The following is a 20,564-nucleotide window of genomic DNA, read 5'->3' as shown; positions in this document are numbered from 1 at the left end:
CTAGCACAGGTAATCGCTTTAAACCTTCATAAATGCGACATGAATTTACGGCAATTCGCCGCTTAATTTGTGAGCTCTTACGTCGGTGTGTAGAATGACCACCCTTTTGCCCTGCCAAGCTGGCGTACGTTCAGCGCGGGGACCAAGTGGTTGAATTAAAAGAAATTTGCCCCTTTATGGGGCAGCCTGGTGAGAAAGTGTCTATGAAAGCAGGTCTGTACCACCCCGATGAATTCAAGGATAACTGTGGTTTCGGCCTGATTGCCCATATGCAGGGCGAGCCCAGTCATACCCTTCTGCAAACCGCCATTGAGGCCCTGACCTGCATGACCCACCGCGGTGGGATCAACGCAGACGGCAAGACCGGTGACGGTTGTGGCCTGCTGATTCAAAAACCTGATCTGTTCTTGCGTGCCGTGGCCAAAGAACAGTTCGGCAGTGATTTGCCCAAGCAGTACGCGGTCGGCATGGTGTTTTTCAACCAGGACCCGATCAAGGCTGAAGCGGCCCGTAACAACATGAACCGCGAAATCCTCGCGGCGGGCCTGCAACTGGTGGGCTGGCGCAAAGTGCCGATCGATACCAGCGTGCTGGGCCGTCTGGCCCTGGATCGTCTGCCGCAGATCGAGCAAGTGTTCATTGCCGGTGCCGGCCTGAGCGATCAGGACATGGCGATCAAGCTGTTCAGCGCCCGTCGTCGATCGTCGGTGGCCAACGCCGCTGATACCGACCATTACATCTGCAGCTTTTCCCACAAGACCATCATTTATAAAGGCCTGATGATGCCGGCGGATCTCACCGCCTTCTATCCGGACCTGAGCGATGAGCGCCTGCAAACCGCGATCTGCGTGTTCCACCAGCGCTTTTCGACCAACACCTTGCCGAAATGGCCACTGGCCCAGCCATTCCGCTTTCTCGCCCACAACGGCGAGATCAACACCATCACTGGCAACCGCAACTGGGCCCTGGCCCGTCGCACCAAGTTCGCCAACGACCTGATCGGCGACCTCGACGAGCTCGGCCCGCTGGTCAACCGCGTGGGTTCTGACTCCTCCAGCATGGACAACATGCTGGAGCTGATGGTCACCGGTGGCATCGACCTGTTCCGTGGCGTGCGCATGCTGATTCCACCGGCGTGGCAGAACGTTGAAACCATGGACCCCGACCTGCGGGCGTTCTATGAGTACAACTCGATGCACATGGAACCGTGGGACGGCCCGGCGGGCGTGGTAATGACCGATGGCCGTTACGCTGTCTGCCTGCTCGACCGCAACGGCCTGCGCCCGGCGCGCTGGGTCACCACCACCAACGGCTATATCACCATCGCCTCGGAAATCGGCGTGTGGAACTACCAGCCACAGGACGTGATTGCCAAAGGCCGTGTAGGCCCTGGGCAGATCCTCGCCGTTGACACCGAAACTGGCCAGGTGCTGGACACCGACTCCATCGACAACCGCTTGAAGTCGCGCCACCCGTACAAGCAGTGGCTGCGCAAGAATGCCCTGCGCATTCAGGCCACCATCGACGACAATGACCATGGTTCGGCGTTTTACGACGTTGACCAGCTCAAGCAATACATGAAGATGTACCAGGTCACGTTCGAAGAGCGCGATCAGGTGCTGCGTCCATTGGGCGAACAGGGCTACGAAGCCGTGGGCTCGATGGGGGACGACACGCCAATGGCGGTGCTGTCCCAGCGAGTGCGCACGCCATACGACTACTTCCGTCAGCAGTTCGCGCAGGTCACCAACCCGCCGATCGATCCGCTGCGTGAAGCCATCGTCATGTCGCTGGAAATCTGCCTCGGTGCCGAGCGCAACATCTTCCAGGAATCGCCAGAGCACGCTTCGCGCGTGATCCTCAGTTCACCGGTTATCTCGCCTGCCAAATGGCGCTCGCTGCTGAACCTCGACCTGCCGGGCTTTGAGCGTCAGATCATCGACCTCAACTACGACCAGTCGGTTGGCCTGGAAGCGGCGGTGCGCAACATTGCCGATCAGGCTGAAGAAGCCGCCCGTGCCGGCCGTACGCAAATTGTCCTGACCGACCGCCATATCGCGCCGGGCAAGCTGCCGGTTCACGCCTCGCTGGCTGTGGGCGCCGTGCACCACCGCCTGACCGAAAAAGGTCTGCGCTGCGACAGCAACATCCTGGTAGAAACCGCTACTGCCCGCGACCCGCATCACTTCGCGGTGCTGATCGGCTTCGGCGCTTCGGCGGTCTACCCGTTCCTGGCCTACGAAGTGCTGGGTGATCTGATCCGCACCGGCGAAGTGCTGGGCGACCTTTACGAAGTCTTCAAAAACTACCGTAAGGGCATCACCAAGGGCCTGCTCAAGATCCTCTCGAAGATGGGCATCTCGACCATTGCCTCGTACCGCGGAGCGCAGCTGTTCGAGGCCATTGGCTTGTCTGAAGAAATCTGCGACCTGAGCTTCCGCGGCGTACCCAGCCGGATCAAGGGCGCACGTTTCGTTGACCTTGAAGCCGAGCAAAAATTGCTGGCTGCCGAAGCCTGGAGCGCGCGCAAGCCGATTCAGCAAGGCGGTTTGCTCAAGTACGTGCACGGTGGCGAATACCACGCCTACAACCCGGACGTGGTTGCCACCCTGCAGGCGGCTGTACAGCAGGGCGACTACAGCAAGTTCAAGGAATACACGGCACTGGTCGACAAACGCCCGGTGTCGATGATCCGCGATCTGTTCAAGGTCAAAACCCTCGACACGCCGCTGTCCATTGACCAGATCGAACCCCTGGAGTCGATCCTCAAGCGTTTCGACTCGGCGGGCATCTCCCTTGGCGCACTGTCGCCGGAGGCCCACGAAGCCCTGGCCGAAGCCATGAACCGTTTGGGCGCACGCTCCAACTCCGGTGAAGGCGGCGAAGACCCGGCGCGTTACGGCACCATCAAAAGCTCGAAAATCAAACAGGTGGCCACCGGCCGTTTCGGTGTGACCCCGGAATACCTGGTCAACGCCGAAGTGCTGCAGATCAAGGTGGCCCAGGGCGCCAAGCCGGGCGAGGGCGGGCAACTGCCGGGCGGCAAGGTCAACGGTCTGATCGCCAAACTGCGTTACGCAGTACCCGGCGTGACCCTGATCTCGCCACCGCCGCACCACGACATCTACTCCATCGAAGACTTGTCGCAGCTGATTTTTGACCTCAAACAGGTCAATCCCAAAGCGCTGGTTTCGGTCAAGCTGGTGGCGGAAGCGGGCGTCGGCACCATCGCCGCAGGCGTGGCCAAGGCCTATGCCGACCTGATTACGATCTCCGGTTATGACGGCGGCACCGGTGCATCGCCCCTGACTTCGATCAAATACGCGGGCGCGCCTTGGGAGCTGGGCCTGGCTGAAACCCACCAGACCCTGCGCGGCAACGACCTGCGCGGCAAGGTGCGGGTACAAACCGACGGCGGCCTGAAAACCGGCCTCGACGTGATCAAGGCCGCGATCCTCGGCGCTGAAAGCTTCGGCTTCGGCACCGCGCCAATGATCGCCCTGGGCTGCAAATACCTGCGTATTTGCCACCTCAACAACTGCGCCACCGGCGTGGCGACCCAGAACGAATCGCTGCGTAAAAACCACTACATCGGCACGGTCGACATGGTGGTCAACTTCTTCACCTACGTGGCTGAAGAAACCCGCGAGTGGCTGGCCAGACTCGGTGTGCGCACCCTCGAAGAGCTGATCGGGCGTACTGACCTGCTGGAAATCCTGCAGGGCGAAACCGCCAAGCAGCACCACCTCGACCTGACGCCACTGCTGGGCAGCGACCATATTCCGGCCGACAAGCCGCAGTTCTGTCAGGTAGAGCGCAACCCGCCATTCGACAAAGGCCTGCTGGCCGAGAAGATGGTCGACATGGCCACTTCGGCCATCAACGACCTGAGCGGCGCGGAGTTCGCCCTGGACATCTGTAACTGTGACCGCTCGATCGGTGCCCGGATCTCGGGTGAAATCGCCCGTGCCCACGGCAACCAGGGCATGGCCAAGGCGCCGATCACGTTCCGCTTCAAAGGCACTGCAGGCCAGAGCTTTGGTGTGTGGAACGCCGGCGGCCTGAACCTGTACCTCGAAGGCGATGCCAACGACTACGTGGGCAAGGGCATGACCGGCGGCAAGCTGGTGATAGTGCCGCCTGCGGGCAGCGTCTACAAAACCCAGGACAGCGCGATTATCGGCAACACCTGCCTGTACGGCGCCACCGGCGGCAAGCTGTTTGCGGCGGGCACGGCGGGCGAGCGTTTCGCCGTGCGTAACTCCGGTGCCCACACCGTGGTTGAAGGCACGGGCGATCACTGCTGCGAATACATGACTGGTGGTTTCGTCTGCGTACTGGGCAAAACCGGTTACAACTTCGGCTCGGGCATGACCGGCGGTTTCGCCTACGTGCTGGATCAGGACAACAGCTTTGTCGACCGGGTTAACCACGAACTGGTGGAAATCCAGCGTATCAGTGGCGAAGCGATGGAGGCCTACCGCAACCATCTGCAACACGTGCTGGACGAATACGTTCAGGAAACCAATAGCGAGTGGGGCCGCAACCTCTCGGAAAACCTCGATGATTACCTGCGTCGTTTCTGGCTCGTCAAACCCAAGGCGGCGAGCTTGAAATCTCTGCTGGCCAGTACTTTGGGTAGTCCGCAGTGACGACGCAGCGGCAGGCGGCAAGCTTCAGGCCGCAAGCTCGAAGCAGTCAGGGGTGTTCCGGTAAACGTGTTCTTGCAGCTGTAAGCTTGAAGCTTGCAGCTGTCGTAAAGAGGTTTTGAAGATGGCTGAACGTCTGAGTAACGACTTCCAATTTATCGATGTCGGGCGCAAAGATCCGAAGAAGAAACTGTTACGTCAACGCAAAAAAGAGTTCGTGGAAATCTACGAACCTTTCAAACCCCAGCAGTCGGCCGAGCAGGCCCACCGCTGCCTGGGTTGCGGTAACCCGTACTGTGAATGGAAATGCCCGGTGCATAACTTCATTCCCAACTGGCTCAAGCTGGTGGCCGAGGGCAACATCCTCGCCGCCGCCGAGCTGTCGCACCAGACCAACACCCTGCCCGAAGTGTGCGGCCGGGTGTGCCCGCAAGACCGTCTGTGCGAGGGTGCCTGCACCCTCAACGACGGTTTTGGCGCGGTCACCATCGGCTCGGTGGAGAAGTACATCACCGATACCGCCTTTGCCATGGGCTGGCGCCCGGACATGTCGCGGGTGGTGCCGACCGGCAAGCGTGTGGCGATCATCGGTGCCGGGCCTGCGGGCCTGGGCTGTGCCGACGTGCTGGTGCGTGGTGGCGTGACCCCGGTGGTCTTCGATAAAAACCCGGAAATCGGCGGTCTGCTGACCTTCGGCATCCCGGAGTTCAAGCTCGAAAAAACCGTGCTGAGCCACCGTCGCGAAGTTTTCACCGGCATGGGTATCGAGTTCCGTCTCAATACCGAAATCGGCAAGGACATCAGCATGGAGCAGCTGCTGGCCGAGTACGACGCGGTATTCATGGGCATGGGCACTTACACCTACATGAAGGGCGGCTTTGCCGGTGAGGACTTGCCGGGTGTGCATGACGCGCTGGACTTCCTGATTGCCAACGTCAACCGCAACCTGGGCTTTGAAAAGTCGCCGGAAGACTTCGTCGACATGAAAGGCAAAAAGATTGTGGTGCTTGGTGGTGGCGACACGGCCATGGACTGCAACCGTACCTCGATCCGTCAGGGTGCCAAGTCGGTGACCTGTGCCTATCGTCGTGACGAAGCCAACATGCCCGGCTCGCGCAAAGAGGTGAAGAACGCCAAGGAAGAAGGCGTGAAATTCCTCTACAACCGCCAGCCGATTGCCATTGTCGGCGAAGGCCGGGTTGAAGGCGTGAAGGTGGTCGAGACCCGTCTCGGCGAACCCGATGCCCGCGGCCGTCGCAGCCCGGAGCCGATCCCGGGTTCTGAAGAGATCATCCCGGCGGACGCCGTGATCATCGCCTTTGGTTTCCGTCCGAGCCCGGCGTCATGGTTTGAGCAGTTCGAGATCCAGACCGACAGTCAGGGCCGTGTCATTGCGCCCGAGCAGTCGCAGTTCAAGCACCAGACCAGCCACCCGAAGATCTTTGCCGGTGGTGACATGGTGCGCGGCTCCGACCTGGTGGTCACCGCGATCTTCGAAGGCCGCACCGCGGCTGAAGGGATCATGGATTACCTGGGCGTGTGATGCGGTTGTAATTTTTGAAACATGATCAAAATGTAGGAGCTGGCTTGCCAGCGATAGCATCACCTCGGTCTTGATCAAAGACCGCGTTGTCAGTATCGCCGGCAAGCCAGCGCCCACACAAACCTCATTCCAGAATGAGGTTTGTGGGCTGCGCCAAATCAAAATCCCCGCGACAAATCGCCCCGATAGATAAAAGGCACGGCTCTTGCCGTGCCTTTTGCGTCCGTCTCTGAGAAAATGCCCCCACTTTTTTTCCGGATGCAGACATGACTGATCTCAAGAATGACCGTTTCCTTCGCGCTTTGCTCAAGCAACCCGTAGATGTCACGCCTGTCTGGATGATGCGTCAGGCCGGTCGCTATCTGCCGGAGTACCGCGCGAGCCGTGCCAAGGCCGGCGATTTCATGAGCCTGTGCAAGAACGCCGAGTTCGCCTGTGAAGTCACCATGCAGCCTCTGGACCGCTTCCCTCAGCTGGATGCGGCCATCCTTTTCTCCGATATCCTGACCATCCCAGACGCCATGGGCCAGGGCCTGTACTTTGAAACCGGCGAAGGCCCGCGCTTCAAAAAGGTGGTCAGCACCCTGGCTGACATCGAAGCCCTGCCGATCCCGGACCCGCAAAAAGACCTCGGCTACGTGATGAACGCGGTCAGCACCATCCGCCGCGAGCTTAACGGTCGTGTGCCGCTGATCGGCTTCTCCGGCAGCCCGTGGACCCTGGCCACCTACATGGTAGAAGGCGGTTCGTCGAAAGACTTCCGCAAAACCAAGGCCATGCTCTACGACACCCCCCAGGCCATGCACCTGTTGCTCGACAAGCTCGCGCAGTCGGTTACGTCCTACCTCAACGGCCAGATTCTGGCCGGCGCACAGGCCGTACAAATCTTCGATACCTGGGGCGGTAACCTGTCGTCTGCGGCTTATCAGGAATTTTCCCTGGCCTACATGCGCAAAATCGTCAGCGGTCTTATCCGCGAGCATGAAGGGCGCAAAGTACCGGTGATCCTGTTCACCAAAAATGGCGGCCTGTGGCTCGAAAGCATTGCCGATGCCGGCGCTGATGCCCTGGGCCTGGACTGGACCTGCGACCTGGGTGAAGCCCGTCAGCGCGTCGGTAACAAGGTTGCGCTGCAAGGCAACATGGACCCGACTGTGCTTTACGCCAACCCCGAGGCAATCCGCACCGAGGTCAAGCGCATCCTGGCCAGCTACGGCAAGGGTTCGGGCCATGTATTCAACCTGGGGCATGGCATTACCCCGGAAGTGAAACCGGAACATGCGGGTGCCTTTATCAGCGCCGTGCACGAGTTCTCGGGCCAGTATCACGAGTAAGCTCAAGCCTTATAAAAAAACCCGGCCAGTGCCGGGTTTTTTTTGGCTTGCGCGAGGCCCTGGATCAAATGCTCTTCACGTTCCTCGGCAGCACCGGCAATCGGGCCAGGTGCAACGCCACCAACAATGCAATCACCAGCAGCGCGACGATAAACGAACCAATGCCGTTCCACCCGGCGTAATGCCAGAAGAAACCGCCGGCGGTCCCGGCGATGCTCGATCCGGCGTAGTAACTGAACAGGTACAACGACGACGCCTGGCCCTTGGCTTTGGTGGCGCGCCGGCCGATCCAGCTGCTGGCCACCGAATGCGCGCCGAAGAAGCCGAAGGTGAACAGCAACATGCCGATGATCACCAGCGCCACAGGCTCGAACATGGTCAGTGCGATCCCGGCCAGCATCAGCACGATCACGGCCCACAACACCCTGCGCCGCCCCAACTTGTCAGCCAGCGCGCCAATTTGCGCCGAGCTGTAAATACCGGACAGGTACACCACTGACAGCAAGCCCACCAGCGCCTGATTCATGTTGTACGGCTCTGCCAGCAAGCGATAACCGATGTAGTTGAACAGCGTCACGAAGCTGCCCATCAGCAAGAACGCCTCAAGAAACAGCCATGGCAGGCCGGCATCGCGAAAGTGCATGGTGAACCCGTCCAGCAGGCTGCGCGGGTTCATGGTGCGGGGGCGGAAGTTGCGCGACTCGGGCAGGATCTTCACAAACACCAGGGCGGCCACCAGTGCCAGGCCGCCGATCACCAGCATCGCCGTATGCCAGCTCACAAAGTCGATCAACACGCCGCTGATCAGGCGTCCGCTCATGCCACCAATGGCATTGCCGCCAATGTACAGACCCATCGCCAGACCGATGTGCTGCGGGTGAATTTCTTCACTCAAATAGGTCATGGCCACGGCGGCCAGTCCGCTCAGTGACAAACCCACCAGCGCCCGGGTGATCAGCACACCTTCCCAGGTGGGCATCAGCGCGCTGAGGAGGGTAAACGCAGCCGCCGAAAACAATGCAAACACCATCACCGGTTTACGCCCGAACGTATCGGAAATGGGCCCGGTGATCAGCAAACCTATGGCCAGCATCCCTGTGGCTACCGACAGGATCAGACTGCTCTGCGCCGCGTTGATCCCGTATTCATGGGACAGCACCGGCATCATCGGCTGCACGCAATACAGCAAGGCAAAGGTGGCGAAGCCCCCGGAGAACAGTGCCAGCACCGTGCGCATAAACAGCGGTGTGCCTTTCTCGATGAAAATGTCATTCAGTTGCGTGCCCATATCATCCTGCGCGGGCGGCGGGATTTCGTGGGCGAGAGGGGCGACAGCAGTTTTCACGGGGACCTCAGACAAACATAAAGCCGAGCGGCAATGGCAAAAGAATATAGGTGGCTAACGATTCTTTCCAATATATTGTTCGACCTGTTTGATAGGTTTTACGACTCAATGGGGCTCCTATGGAATTGCGTCATTTACGTTACTTCATCGCTGTTGCCGAAGAACTGCACTTTGGTCGCGCGGCCCAGTTGCTGGGTATTTCCCAGCCGCCCCTGAGCCAGCAAATACAGGCCCTGGAGCAAGAGCTGGGGGCTCGCCTGTTCGACCGGACCAACCGTCGGGTCGAGCTCAGTGAAGCGGGCCGGTTGTTTCTGGAGGAGGCGCGGCTGGTGCTGGCCCAGGTCGACAAGGCAGCCGACGTGGCCCGGCGCGCACAGCTGGGGGAGCTGGGGGAACTGAAGATCGGCTTTACCTCATCGGCGCCATTCAGCTCGAGCATTCCCCAGGCCATATTTGCCTTTCGCCAGGCGTTCCCGGCGGTGCATTTAAACCTCAAGGAAATGAGCAGCCGCGAAGTGGCCGAAGGGTTGGTGGACGAGTCCATCGAGGTCGGGATGATCCGCCCGCTGGCGTTGCCGGAGTCATTGACGGTGGTGGAACTGTTCAGCGAGCCTCTGGTGGCTGTGATCCAGGCCGATCACCCGCTGGCTGCAGGCAGCGAAGAAGGTTTGCAGCTGGCGGCCCTGGCCGAAGAGCCTTTTGTATTTTTCCCGCGCAGTTACGGCAGCGGATTGTATGCACAGCTGATGAGCCTGGCCCGCCAGGCGGGTTTCAGCCCGCATTTTTCCCAGGAAGCGGGTGAGGCCATGACCATCATTGGCCTGGTCTCGGCAGGGCTGGGCGTATCGGTGCTACCTGCGTCGTTCCAGCACATGCGGATCAAGGGGGTGGTGTATCGACCGCTGCTGGATGCCGACGCCCATACAGCCGTGTGGCTGGTGCAGCGCAAGGGCCAAAGCTCGCCGATGGCCACGGCATTTGCCGAACTGCTGACGCGTAAAACCGTTAACCAACCCCTGTAGGAGCGAGCTCCTACAGGGGTTGATTGTCACTTTGCAGCCGCTTCCGACAGCTGTTGCGCCGTACGCTCGTTCTGCTTGTCCTTGAGATCGCGCACGATGTCGCGGTCCAGCAGGCGCACCCAGCGGATGTAGTTTTTGTGGATCTTGCCGTCCTTGTAGTCCAGACCGCTGCTGTTGCGGTAAATGATCTGGTAGTGGCTGGCGCTGTAGGGGATGTCGATTTCGGCGTGGTATTGCTCGCGCACGGTGATTTGCGCCTGCACCAGGTCAGGGGTGATTTTTTGCACTGTCCAGCCACGGCCCACCAGGGATTTGACGATCGCCTGCTGCATCTGCGCCCGGTCGGCATGAATCGAAGCGTGCAGTGTGCGGTCGGGGGTCTGCATGGGTTTGCTGCTGCACGACACGGTGCTCAGCAGGGCGAGGGCGATCAGGGTTACGCGTAGCAGGTAAGACATTCCATTGGCTCCAGAAGCGTTACGACCAGCGGCGCAAGATCAACGATGTGTTGACCCCGCCAAAGGCAAAGTTGTTGTTCATCACGTAATCGTTGTGCATCGCGCGAAACCCGCCCCGCAGATAATCCAGCTCGCCGCAGCGCGGGTCGACCTGGTCCAGGTTGAGCGTCGGTACATAGCGGTCGCGGTTCATCATTTCGATACAGAACCACGATTCCAGCGCCCCGCAGGCACCCAGGGTGTGGCCCAGAAAACTCTTCTGCGAGCTGATGGGCATGTGCTTGCCGAACAATTCACTGGTGGCCAGGGTTTCGGCAATGTCGCCCTGTTCGGTGGCGGTGCCGTGTCCGTTGACATAGCCGATGGCCTGCGCGGCGATGCCTGCGTCTTCCAGCGCCAGCTCCATGGCCCGGCGCATGGTGCTGACTTCCGGGCGGGTGGTGTGCTGGCCGTCGGCATTGCTGCCGAAACCGACGATCTCGGCATGGATATGGGCGCCACGGGCCAGGGCGTGTTCCAGCTCTTCGAGCACCAGCATGCCGCCGCCTTCGCCGATCACCAGGCCGTCCCGGTCCTGGTCGTAGGGGCGCGGGCTGGTGTGCGGTGCGTCGTTTTTCAGGCTGGTGGCGTACAGCGCGTCAAACACCATGGCTTCGGTGGGGCAGAGTTCTTCGGCACCGCCGGCGAGCATCAGGGGCAAGCGTCCGAACTTGATCGATTCGTAGGCATAGCCGATGCCCTGGCTGCCACTGGTGCAGGCGCTGGAGGTGGGGATCAGGCGCCCGGTGAGACCAAAAAAGATGCTGATATTGGCCGCGGTGGTGTGGGGCATCATGCGCACGTAGCTGTTGGCGTTCAGACCGTCGGCCACCGAGTTGAGCAGCATGTTGCCAAAGGCCTTGATCTCGTCGGTGCTGCCGGTGGACGAGCCGCAGGCCACGCCCATGCGTCCGTCACGAATGATCGGGTTGCCCAGCAAGCCGGCGTCCTGCAAGGCCAGTTCGGCGGCGCCAACCGCCAGGCGCGAGACCCGGCCCATGCTGCGCAGTTGTTTGCGGGTCCAGTGCTTTGGCACCACAAAGTCATCGATGGGGCCGGCCAGACGGGTGTTGAGCTCGGTGAACCGGTCCCACTCGTCCATACGCCGGATGCCGCTGCGACCGGCTAAAAAATTGGCTTCGATACTGGCCCAGTCACTGCCCAGCGAGGTGATGCCGGCCATGCCGGTGACGACAACGCGCTTCATCAGCACAGGCCTCCATTGACCGCCAGGACCTGGCGGGTGATGTAGCCGGCTTCGCCGGACATCAAAAAGTTGACCGCGCCCGCCACTTCTTCCGGGGTGCCCATGCGTTGTGCGGGGATCATTTTCATCAGTTCTTCCACGGGGACGTTTTCGTCGAGCATGGCGGTGTCGATCAGGCCCGGAGCGACGCAGTTAACGGTGATCTTGCGTTTGCCCAGTTCGATGGCCAGCGCTTTGGCGGCACCGATCAGACCGGCCTTGGAGGCGCTGTAGTTGACCTGCCCGCGATTGCCGATCAGGCCCGACACCGAGGTAATGCACACAATGCGCCCGGCCTTGCGGCGGCGAATCATCGGCATCATCACCGGGTGCAGCACGTTGTAAAAACCGTCCAGGTTGGTGCGCATCACCTCGTCCCAGTCGTCTTCACTCAACGCCGGGAAGGCGCCATCGCGGGTCAGGCCGGCATTGAGCACCACGCCGTAATAGGCGCCAAAGGCTTCTACGTCGGCTTCAAGAATCTCCCGGCAGCGGGCGCGATCCGAGACGTCAAATTGCAGTACCCGGGCAGTGCGCCCCAGGGCCTGGACCTCGGCCATCACGGCGTCGGCTTCGCTGCGGCCACTGCGGCAGTGCAGCACCAGATCGAAACCGGCCCGGGCCAGGCGCAGGGCGATGGCGCGGCCGATGCCACGGCTGGAACCGGTAACCAGAATGGACTCAGTCATGGCGGGTCTCCCGGGAGGCTTGAGCAAGATAGTTTTGTGCCTGGGGTGGACGGAACACGTTCAGGCGGGCGCTGGCATGAATGCCGGGGGCGGTGAGATGACACTCGAAAACCCCCATGCCGTTGTCGTCTTCCAGTGAGCGCAGGGCGTGAATCTGCAACTCGGCGCCCGCCGGAAAGTGTTCGACATTGCATTCAAATTTGCGCGTGCCGAGCAAAAAGCCCAGCTCGACGGGGTTGCCTTCACTGCGGGCGCGGCAACCGGCATAGGCCGCCACGCTTTGCGCCATCAACTCGATGCCCACCCATGCCGGGAGGCTGCCGTCTTCACGGTTGAACAAGCCGCCGGGGCGCACGGTGAGACGGGTATGAATCTGTTCCTGGTCAAACTCCAGCACCTGATCGATCAGGATCATGTCGCCGGCGTGGGGCAGCAATTCGGCGAGCGGCCAAGCAATCATGGGGCGTCTCCGATAATCAGGCTGACGTTATTGCCACCGAAAGCAAACGAGTTGCTCATCAGGCAGCGCTGTTGTGTAGATGCCAGGGTCTGGCCGGGCGTCACCCAATTCAGTACCGGAAGTTGCGGATCGCCCTGGCCGTCCCAGACATGGGGTGGCAGCAGGTTGCCGCGGGTCAGGCTCAACCAGCAAAACGCAGCTTCCAGTGCGCCTGCTGCACCCAGCGTATGGCCGGTCATGGGCTTGGTCGAGGAGCATGGCACCGCCTGGGGGAACACCTGGGCCACGGCGTGGCTTTCCATGGCGTCATTGTGCCGGGTGGCAGTGCCGTGCAGGTTCAGGTAACCAATCTGACCGGCTTGCAGACTGGCCCGGTGCAAAGCCTTGTGCATGGCCTGCACCGCACCTCGGCCAGTGGGCTCGGGGGCCGAGATATGGTGCGCGTCCGAACTGGCGCCGGCACCGAGCAGGGCTATCGAATGCTCTGCGGCGGGCTGACGGCTCATCAAGAACAGTACGCCGGCTTCGCCAATATTGATTCCGCAGCGGTTTGTCGAGAACGGGTTGCAGCGTTCATCGGACACCGCTTCAAGGGCCGAAAAACCATTGAGGGTCAGCTTGCACAAACTGTCCACACCGCCGCACAGCACCGCGTCACACAGGTTCATGTCCAGTAGGCGCTGGGCGCTCATCAGGGCCCGGGCGCTGGAGGTGCAGGCGGTAGAAATGACATAGGCCGGGCCGCTGACATTCAGCCAGTCAGCCAGGAAACTGGCCGGCGCCCCCAGCTCTTGTTGCTGATAGTCGTAATCTTCGGGGAACTGCCGATGCTGCAAGTAGTGGGCAATACCCTGGCTGGCTTCATCGATCCCCGAGGTGCTGGTGCCCAGCACAATGGCGATGCGGTCACGGCCCCAGGTGCGGATTGCCTTTTCAATGGGCTCGCGAATCTGCAATGCCGCTTCGAGCAGCAACTGGTTATTGCGGCTGGCGTGCGCACTCAATTGCGCCGGGATCGCCGCCAGTTCGCCCTGCACACCGGCCACCGACACCTTGCGTCCGGGTACCAGGCCGCTGGCGCGCTGTATGCCCGAGCAGTCACCGGCAAACAGCCGGCGCGCCACTTCATCGGGGCTGCGGCCCAGGGAGCAGATGATGCCCAAGGCATTCAGATACGCGGTCATGGTGCCGCCTCCAGCGGGCTGATGGCGTAATGCACGTCGCCCTTGATATCAATGCGCAATACCTGTGGCTGTCGATAATGGACTTGCCAGCGTGGTTTCAGAAACCGCGCGTCGGCCGCCGATTCTGCCTGTGGATAATTGGCCGCCAGTTCGGCCTGGGGCGTAAGTGCAAACAGCAGGGCGGCAAACAGCTCCCGGGCCTCGGGGTTGGGAGGCAGCAAACCGTCGGCATGCCAGCTTCCGTCCTGCAACACCTGACGCGCCAGGGGAATCCCCAGCGGGTCCATCAACGACCAGCGCAAGCCTGCGCCTTGCTGTTGAATCACCAGCAGCCAGTCCTGGCGCTGGTCGGCCTGTTCGCGCTGAATATGCAATTGCATCGGCAGCGCCAGGGTCGGGGTCTGTTCGGGCAGTGGCAGGCTCGCGCAGCCGCCCAATAGCAGGCACGCCAGCAAACCTGCAGGAGCGAGCTGTTTGATCTTTTTAAAAATCTCGCGAGCAAGCTCGCTCCTGCAGGTTTTGTGCATCGCCAGGCTCACTGCGCAGGTCCCGCAGGTTTACGGGCCACCAGGTTGACCAGGGTTTCCTCGCGCTCGCCCACCGGTTTCGCGCGACGCAGGCCCAGGCGTTCCAGCAGCCCGAAGTCTTTGGAGCGGCTCCACCACAGATACGGGTATGACACGTTCTGCGCTGTAAACTCGAAGCCCTGATCGCGGATCATCTCCAGATACTGCGCGGCACTTTTCTGCACGTGCATCGGGTGGCGGAACAGCCAGCGAATCACCCAGGTATCGATGTAAGCCTCGGTAGATTCGGCAAACAGCAAATAGCCGCCGGGCTTGAGCACCCGATAAAACTCGGCCAGTGCGCGATCCTGTTGCACCAGGTGATGGAAAGTCTGATGGCAAAACAGAATGTCGACGCTGGCGTCCGCGATTTCAAGTTCGGCGCAGTCGCTGCCGATCAGTTCAATGTCGATGCCCTGACGCCGCGCTTCTTCGCGGCTCAGGGTCAGGCTCAGCGGGTCGGCGTCGAGGCCGATCAGGCGCCTGGGGGCGAAGGTTTGTTGCAGGTACTGGAACGACTTGCCCTGCCCGCAACCGGCATCGAGGATGACCGGCGCCGTTGGCAGCTCAGCGCTGAACAGACTGCGCAGGTCGTTGATGGCCACGCGCAGTACGTGATGCTGCCAGGTGTGACTGCGTAAAAACCAAAACCCGAAACGGGTTTCTTCGACGTAGGTATCGCTCAGAGGTTTCATGGGGTCTCCGTGGCGCAGATGTCCGACAGCATGCGCAGGCGGCGCCGGGGTTCGCTGACAAAGGGGTTGCTTTCATCCCAGGCATAGCCGGCCAGAATCGCGCTGATCATGCGCCGTATTTGTGGCGAGCTGTCGGGGTGGAAGATCACGTCCTGGAAAGTGCCGGCGTACCAGCCTTCGACGTAGCAGCGGAAGGTGTCGACTCCACGTTTGAGCGGTTCGGCAAACTCGATTTGCCAGTCTACGGCTTCGCCTTGTAGCTGGCGGTGCAGCACTGCGGCGGCCATGCTGGCCGAGCGCATGGCAATGGTCACGCCCGAAGAGAACACCGGGTCGAGGAACTCGGCGGCATTGCCCAGCAAGGCAAAACCCGGCCCGTGCAGGGTTTTGACGTTGGCCGAGTAACCGCCGAGGGTGCGTGCCGGGGTGTCCCACACGGCATTGGCCAGTACCCGGCCCAGGCTTGGGGTTTGCTCGATAAAACTGCGCAGGCACTGGTCGGGGTTCTGGCTGCGTCCCACAAAGTGTTCCGCCGCCGCCACCACGCCCACCGAACTTCGGCCATTGCTGAAGGGGATGGTCCAGAACCAGATATCGCGCTGGGTCGGGTGGGTGGTGATGAGGATTTTTTCGCGCTCGAAACCCGTGCAGTCAATCCGGTCCTCGACATGGGTGAACACCGTCTGGCGCACCGGGAAACCGGAGGGCGCTTCGAGATCGAGCAGGCGCGGCAGAACTCGTCCGTAACCGCTGGCGTCGAGGATAAAGTCGGCCTCGATCCGGTAGCTGCTGGCGTCTTCGCGCACCACATCCAGCAGCGGCTTGCTGCGCTCGATATCCACTGCGGTCACGGTTTCGCCATAGCGGATTTCGACGCCTTGCAGTGCAGCCTGGTCAGCCAGCAGCTTGTCGAAATCGGCCCGCTGGACCTGGAACGTGGTCGGCTTGCCGTTGCTGAAGGTGTCGCCAAAATCGAAGGCGCTGTACTGCTCGCCCCAGGCGAAGGCGGCGCCGTTCTTCAGTTGAAAACCGGCGGCTTGCACCGCCTCGAGCATGCCGGCTTCCTCGATGAAATCCAGGCAGTGCGACAGCAGGCTTTCACCAATGGAAAAGCGCGGGAAGTGCTGGCGCTCGACGATCAATACATCGTGCCCTTTGCGTTTGAGCAAGGCCGCCGCGATTGCACCGGACGGCCCGGCACCAATCACCACGACCTGACGACGTTCCATATCTATTACTGACACACGGGCTCCTTGCCGGGGGGGACGGCAGACTTCACAGGGGGTTTGTTGATGCCCGCCAGCGCCGGTAACAGCGTGGCGATCAGGCCCATCAGCATCAGCGCGAAGTACAGTGCGGGGCTGATGAGCTGTTGTTGCAGCAACAGGTTGAGAAAGACGATTTCACTCAAGCCGCGAATATTCAGCAGCAGGCTTTCACGCCATTTGCTGGCGCCGGTAAACGAAGGCGTGGCCCAGCTCAAACCCAGCCAGTTGCCCAGCAGCTTGCTGGCCATCGGCAGCAGCAACAGTGCCGCTATCTGCAAGGCGCTGATGCTGTTCAGGGCGCTGTGCAGGTTGATCTGCACAATGCCGAAGGTGAGGATCAACGGCACCGCCAGGCGGGTTTGCAGGCTTTCCAGCCAGGCGGCTTTCAACGGCATCACCAGCGGGACTTTGAGCCACGCCATGCACAACAGGTAACCGACGCCGAAAACCAGCGCATTGAGCCGGTAATGCTCGGCTACCACCAGCAGGGCGAGAAAACCCAGGCTGTAACACAGGGGCTGGCGAATCCGCAGTCCGCGCAGCAACAACGGCAGCAGGGCGCCCGCCAGCGGCAGGAGCAGGCTGCTGAGGTTGAGGCTGCCCTGGGCCAGGCCGAACAGGCTCCAGCAGGTCAGGTCGATCAGGATCGCGCTTTGTACCAGGCGGCGGGCAGCGGCGGGCGGGTAGTCGATATGGCGCAGATACAGATACAGCACCGGGATCGCGGTGATCGCAAACACCAGGCCCACCGCCAGCGAGCTCAGCCAGGGTTGTGCGGGCAGCAGCCACACCGCGCAGGCCAGCCCGCAGACAAAGGGAATGGCAAAACTGGGCAGGGCGATTTTCAGGCTCTGGCGGTCGATGCGCAGGTCAATCACATCACTCAGGATATGCCCCAGCAACAGGGCGAAACTCAGGCTGTACAGGGTTTTCAGCCACCCTGGCGTGACCAGCTGCGCGCCGCTTAGCTGCCAGTGGGGTTCGACCCACAGCAGCATCAGCAGCGGCAAACCGATGGACGCCAACAATAACTGGCTGACAATCGGGATCACCCCGAAGTGGCGGCCCAGCCGGGTGGCCCCGGCAAACAGGGCCAGGGCCATCAGCCAGAACAGCAGGGTCAGCATGGCTTGTGCTCCTGCTTCCCGGCCCATGGCGCGAGGATGAAGCTGAACGCCAGCCCCAGGCTCACCGACAGCCCGAAGTTGCTCACCGCCGGGGTGCTGGATACGGCCAGCAGGCCGAATGACAGCCAGGTAGTCAGTGCCGCCAGCAAGGTGCCAAGCAGACTGACTGCAGCGCCACCAATCTGTTCGCGCATCAGAATGGCGTAATCGACGCTGATGGCCGTCACCAGCAATAAGCCGAACAGGCTGAACAGGGTCAGCGGCTGACCCAGCCAGCCAAGGCTGGCCAGGCTGCACAGCGCGGCCAGCAACGGCAGGGCGACGATGCGCAGCGCGCCGCGAAAACCGAATGGCGCGATCAACAGCAGCACGATCAGGACGCAGGACAGCAGCTTCAATTCGGCGGCGCTGATTTGGGTGGCGGCGAACACCCGGTTCAAATCCCCCAGCCGGTCCACCAGTTGCACACCGGGCAGGTCCTGCGCCTGCACCCGCAGCAGACTGGCATTGTTCAACCCTTGCAGGCTGACCATCGCGGCCACGCCCTCGGGGTTTTTACCCAGCCACAGCGGGCGCCACGGTTCGGCCAGCGGCCCGCTCAAGGCATCGTCAATCTGCTGCTCGGGCAAGGCCTGGAGTTGGGCCAGCTCATTTTGCAGGGCGGCCTCGCTGACGCCGAGTTCCAGCAGCGGCTGCCAGTGGTGTGGCAGTTGATCCAGGGCGGCCCGCAGTTGCTGTTGCGCGCCAGGCTGGTTGACCAGTTGGTTGAGCGCCAGATAGCCCTGCAGTTTGCCCATGTTGACCAACTGATCGAGGCGCTCACTGAGGGCGGCCTGGCGCTCCAGCAACTGCTGTTGATTGTCGGCGCGCACCAGAAAAAACTGACTGGTGGGCTGGTAGCCGGTGATTCGCGCAATGGCCTGGGCTTCGGCCATTAACTGCGGCGGTGCGCCGACCCATTGGCGGATGTCGTTCTTGCTGGTCAGTTGCCACAACCCGGCGGCGCAAAACGCCAGCAACAGGGCCAGCAATGCCGGGGTGGGAATCTTTTTGAGCAAGGCTTCACGGATATCCAGCAGGGTTTGCGCAATGCTCAGCGGCCATTGCGCCGGGCGCAGCTCGACACCCTTGAGCAAGGCGGGCAGCAAGCACACGGCGCTCAGGTAAGCCCCGACCAGGCCGGCGGCGGAGAAAATGGCGATTTGGGTGAGGGCCGGGAACGGGGTAAAGGCCAGGGCCAGATAACCGATGCAGCTGGTGGCCAGGCTCAGGCTCAACCCGGGCAAGGTCAGGCGCAAGGCGGGCCAGCTGCGCCAGGGTTTCAGGCTCCAGCTTTTGGACAGGTAGTGCAGCGGGTAATCCACTGCCACCCCGATCAGGCTGGAGCCCAGCACCAGCGTCATCACGTGCATGCTGCCAAACCAGGCGACGCAGGCCACGGCGCCAAACAGCATGCCCACCAACACCGGGACAAAGGCCAGCAATACTCGCCAGCGGCGAAAGGCCAACAGCAACAGCAGAAGAATGCCAAGGGTGGCACCGCCGCCGACCCAGGTGATTTCGCGGCTCGCTTGCTGTTGCCCGCTGGCCGCATACAGCAGGCCGCTGGCGGCCAGCAATTGCACATCGTGGCTGGCCGCTTGCTGGCGGCTTTGTTCGAGCAGCCCGGCCACTTGCAGCGGCAGCTGCATGTCAAAGGCATTGCCCAGGGTACGCGCCCGCAGCAGCACCCAGCTTTTACCGTCGGCATCGGCGATCAGGGCTCCGCTACCAATATCCAGCTGCACGCTGCCACGGGCCGGCTGACTGTTCTGAATGCGTCCGGTCAGGCCCAGCCAGTCGTCCTGGCTCGGCACCAGACTGAACCCGGTAAAGGGGTCGAACAGCGACTGCACCCGCTGCTGGATGAACGCATCGGGATGCTGGATCAGTTGCGTACGATCAGCTTCGGCCAGCATCGCCAGACGTCCGCGCAGCAGTTGTTGGCGCAGGGCCGGCAGGTCGGCTTGCAGGTTCCACTGCACCTTCTCGAACAGGCCGCTGGCTTGCCAGGCTTCGCCCAGTTGCCGGGCAGTGGCGATTGCCTGCTGGCGATCGGCGCTGCCCACCAGTACCAGCATCTCTCGGTTCAGCGGTTCTTGCATGCGCTGTTCGGCGCTCAGTTCCAGGGCGTCCGGCGATTCACCGGGCACCAGTTCCATCAGGTTGGCCGACAGCGGAGCGCCGTGACGCCATTGCCAGGCGGCCAGTGCGAGCACGGCCAGCAGCAGGATCAGAAAGCCACGGGGCAACCAGCGTTCACTGGGCAAAGTCGTGCTGCTCCGCATCGCTCAAGGGCTGATTGCTGACGCTGTTTTGCAGCTTGAGCAAGGTGCTGTCGCCCTGGGTTTCTTGCAGCTCGATGCGTTGCACCAGTTCGCCGCCGTCGATATTGATCCGGGTGAAGATCTGTTTGAGCAGCACTGAACGCGGGGTCAGGGTCAGTTGCCAGTGGCTGGCTTCGCCTTGCAGTTGCAGCTCGAAGTCGCGCTGCAGGCCGCTGCTGTCGCCCTGCAGGACGGCGAGGAACAGCCGGTTCTGCTCGGCTCCGGCGCTCTTGCCGGGGAGCATTTGCCATTCAGAACCGTTGCGCCGGGCTATGCCCTGGGCGGTGATGCGGTAGTCCTGTTGCAACGGGGTCTTGAGTTGCCAGAGCAGGCCGTGGTCCTTGGCCAGTACAAAAGTACCGGTGCTGATCAGTGGTTTGGGCAGGGCGCGCAGGTGTTTTTCCTGGATGAAATCGCCGTGGATAACCTGTGGCCTGGCCAGCTGTGTGCTGAGTTGTTGCAGGTCGAAGGCCTGGGCTGATGAACATAAAAACATCAGCACAAACCCTGTAGCAGCGAGTTGGCTCGCGAGCTTTTTAAAGCGGCCAGACATCTCGCGAGCCAGCTCGCTGC

Annotated in this window: 16 protein-coding genes; 4 read left to right on the top strand and 12 right to left on the bottom strand. The window is 61.5% G+C overall.

The window, feature by feature from the left end; all coding sequences use genetic code 11:
- Positions 1 to 203 precede the first annotated feature (203 nt).
- The 3 genes from gltB to hemE all read left to right on the top strand — a co-directional run bounded on the left by gltB (position 204) and on the right by hemE (position 7,526).
- A complete protein-coding gene (gene gltB, locus B195_RS21110) occupies positions 204 to 4,652 on the top strand; it encodes a glutamate synthase large subunit (RefSeq protein WP_003438814.1) in 4,449 nt (1,482 codons plus the stop codon).
- Between the two features lie 121 nt (positions 4,653 to 4,773).
- Positions 4,774 to 6,192, top strand: a complete 1,419-nt coding sequence (locus B195_RS21105) for an FAD-dependent oxidoreductase (RefSeq protein WP_003438817.1) — start codon at positions 4,774 to 4,776, stop codon at positions 6,190 to 6,192.
- 266 nt (positions 6,193 to 6,458) lie between these two features.
- Positions 6,459 to 7,526, top strand: a complete 1,068-nt coding sequence (gene hemE, locus B195_RS21100) for a uroporphyrinogen decarboxylase (protein ID WP_003438818.1) — start codon at positions 6,459 to 6,461, stop codon at positions 7,524 to 7,526.
- A 64-nt stretch (positions 7,527 to 7,590) separates the two neighbouring features.
- Here hemE and B195_RS21095 read toward each other — a convergent pair whose 3' ends face one another.
- The gene (locus tag B195_RS21095) at positions 7,591 to 8,814 is read right to left on the bottom strand and encodes an MFS transporter (protein WP_003438820.1); all 1,224 of its coding nucleotides are present in this window, start codon (positions 8,812 to 8,814) and stop codon (positions 7,591 to 7,593) included.
- Positions 8,815 to 8,990: 176 nt separating this feature from the next.
- Here B195_RS21095 and B195_RS21090 point away from each other — a divergent pair, with 176 nt between their 5' ends.
- Positions 8,991 to 9,893: a LysR family transcriptional regulator gene (locus tag B195_RS21090; protein ID WP_003438822.1), complete on the top strand. Its 903-nt coding sequence runs from the start codon at positions 8,991 to 8,993 to the stop codon at positions 9,891 to 9,893.
- A 26-nt stretch (positions 9,894 to 9,919) separates the two neighbouring features.
- Here the strand turns inward: B195_RS21090 and B195_RS21085 are convergent, their stop codons facing one another.
- From B195_RS21085 to B195_RS21035, 11 genes are read right to left on the bottom strand one after another with little or no spacing between them, the layout of a single operon-like run.
- A complete protein-coding gene (locus B195_RS21085) occupies positions 9,920 to 10,351 on the bottom strand; it encodes a hypothetical protein (RefSeq protein WP_003438824.1) in 432 nt (143 codons plus the stop codon).
- Between the two features lie 19 nt (positions 10,352 to 10,370).
- Positions 10,371 to 11,597, bottom strand: coding sequence for a beta-ketoacyl-ACP synthase (locus B195_RS21080; RefSeq protein WP_003438826.1), 1,227 nt, complete (start codon positions 11,595 to 11,597; stop codon positions 10,371 to 10,373).
- The gene (gene fabG, locus B195_RS21075; RefSeq protein ID WP_003438827.1) at positions 11,597 to 12,325 is read right to left on the bottom strand and encodes a 3-oxoacyl-ACP reductase FabG; all 729 of its coding nucleotides are present in this window, start codon (positions 12,323 to 12,325) and stop codon (positions 11,597 to 11,599) included. The genes B195_RS21080 and fabG overlap by 1 nt, the downstream gene beginning before the upstream one ends.
- Complete coding sequence (locus B195_RS21070; RefSeq protein ID WP_003438831.1) at positions 12,318 to 12,785, bottom strand: hotdog family protein; 468 nt, start codon at positions 12,783 to 12,785, stop codon at positions 12,318 to 12,320. The genes fabG and B195_RS21070 overlap by 8 nt, the downstream gene beginning before the upstream one ends.
- The gene (locus B195_RS21065; RefSeq protein WP_003438833.1) at positions 12,782 to 13,969 is read right to left on the bottom strand and encodes a beta-ketoacyl-[acyl-carrier-protein] synthase family protein; all 1,188 of its coding nucleotides are present in this window, start codon (positions 13,967 to 13,969) and stop codon (positions 12,782 to 12,784) included. The genes B195_RS21070 and B195_RS21065 overlap by 4 nt, the downstream gene beginning before the upstream one ends.
- A complete protein-coding gene (locus B195_RS21060) occupies positions 13,966 to 14,508 on the bottom strand; it encodes a DUF3261 domain-containing protein (protein WP_003438836.1) in 543 nt (180 codons plus the stop codon). The genes B195_RS21065 and B195_RS21060 overlap by 4 nt, the downstream gene beginning before the upstream one ends.
- Positions 14,505 to 15,230 carry a class I SAM-dependent methyltransferase gene (locus B195_RS21055; RefSeq protein WP_003438837.1) on the bottom strand — a complete coding sequence of 242 codons (726 nt, stop codon included), beginning with the start codon at positions 15,228 to 15,230 and terminating at the stop codon, positions 14,505 to 14,507. Before B195_RS21055 ends, B195_RS21060 begins: the two co-directional genes overlap by 4 nt.
- Entirely contained in the window at positions 15,227 to 16,459 is a 1,233-nt protein-coding gene (locus B195_RS21050; protein ID WP_369826396.1) for an NAD(P)/FAD-dependent oxidoreductase, read from the bottom strand. Before B195_RS21050 ends, B195_RS21055 begins: the two co-directional genes overlap by 4 nt.
- A gap of 5 nt (positions 16,460 to 16,464) precedes the next feature.
- Entirely contained in the window at positions 16,465 to 17,625 is a 1,161-nt protein-coding gene (locus B195_RS21045; RefSeq protein ID WP_003438843.1) for a hypothetical protein, read from the bottom strand.
- Positions 17,619 to 19,934, bottom strand: coding sequence for an MMPL family transporter (locus tag B195_RS21040; RefSeq protein WP_003438845.1), 2,316 nt, complete (start codon positions 19,932 to 19,934; stop codon positions 17,619 to 17,621). Before B195_RS21040 ends, B195_RS21045 begins: the two co-directional genes overlap by 7 nt.
- Positions 19,924 to 20,544: an outer membrane lipoprotein carrier protein LolA gene (locus B195_RS21035; RefSeq protein ID WP_369826395.1), complete on the bottom strand. Its 621-nt coding sequence runs from the start codon at positions 20,542 to 20,544 to the stop codon at positions 19,924 to 19,926. The genes B195_RS21040 and B195_RS21035 overlap by 11 nt, the downstream gene beginning before the upstream one ends.
- Positions 20,545 to 20,564: the final 20 nt, after the last annotated feature.

The sequence above is a fragment of the Pseudomonas sp. Lz4W genome (assembly GCF_000346225.2).
GTDB classification, from domain to species: domain Bacteria; phylum Pseudomonadota; class Gammaproteobacteria; order Pseudomonadales; family Pseudomonadaceae; genus Aquipseudomonas; species Aquipseudomonas paraversuta.
This window is presented reverse-complemented; position numbering and strand designations above follow the sequence as displayed.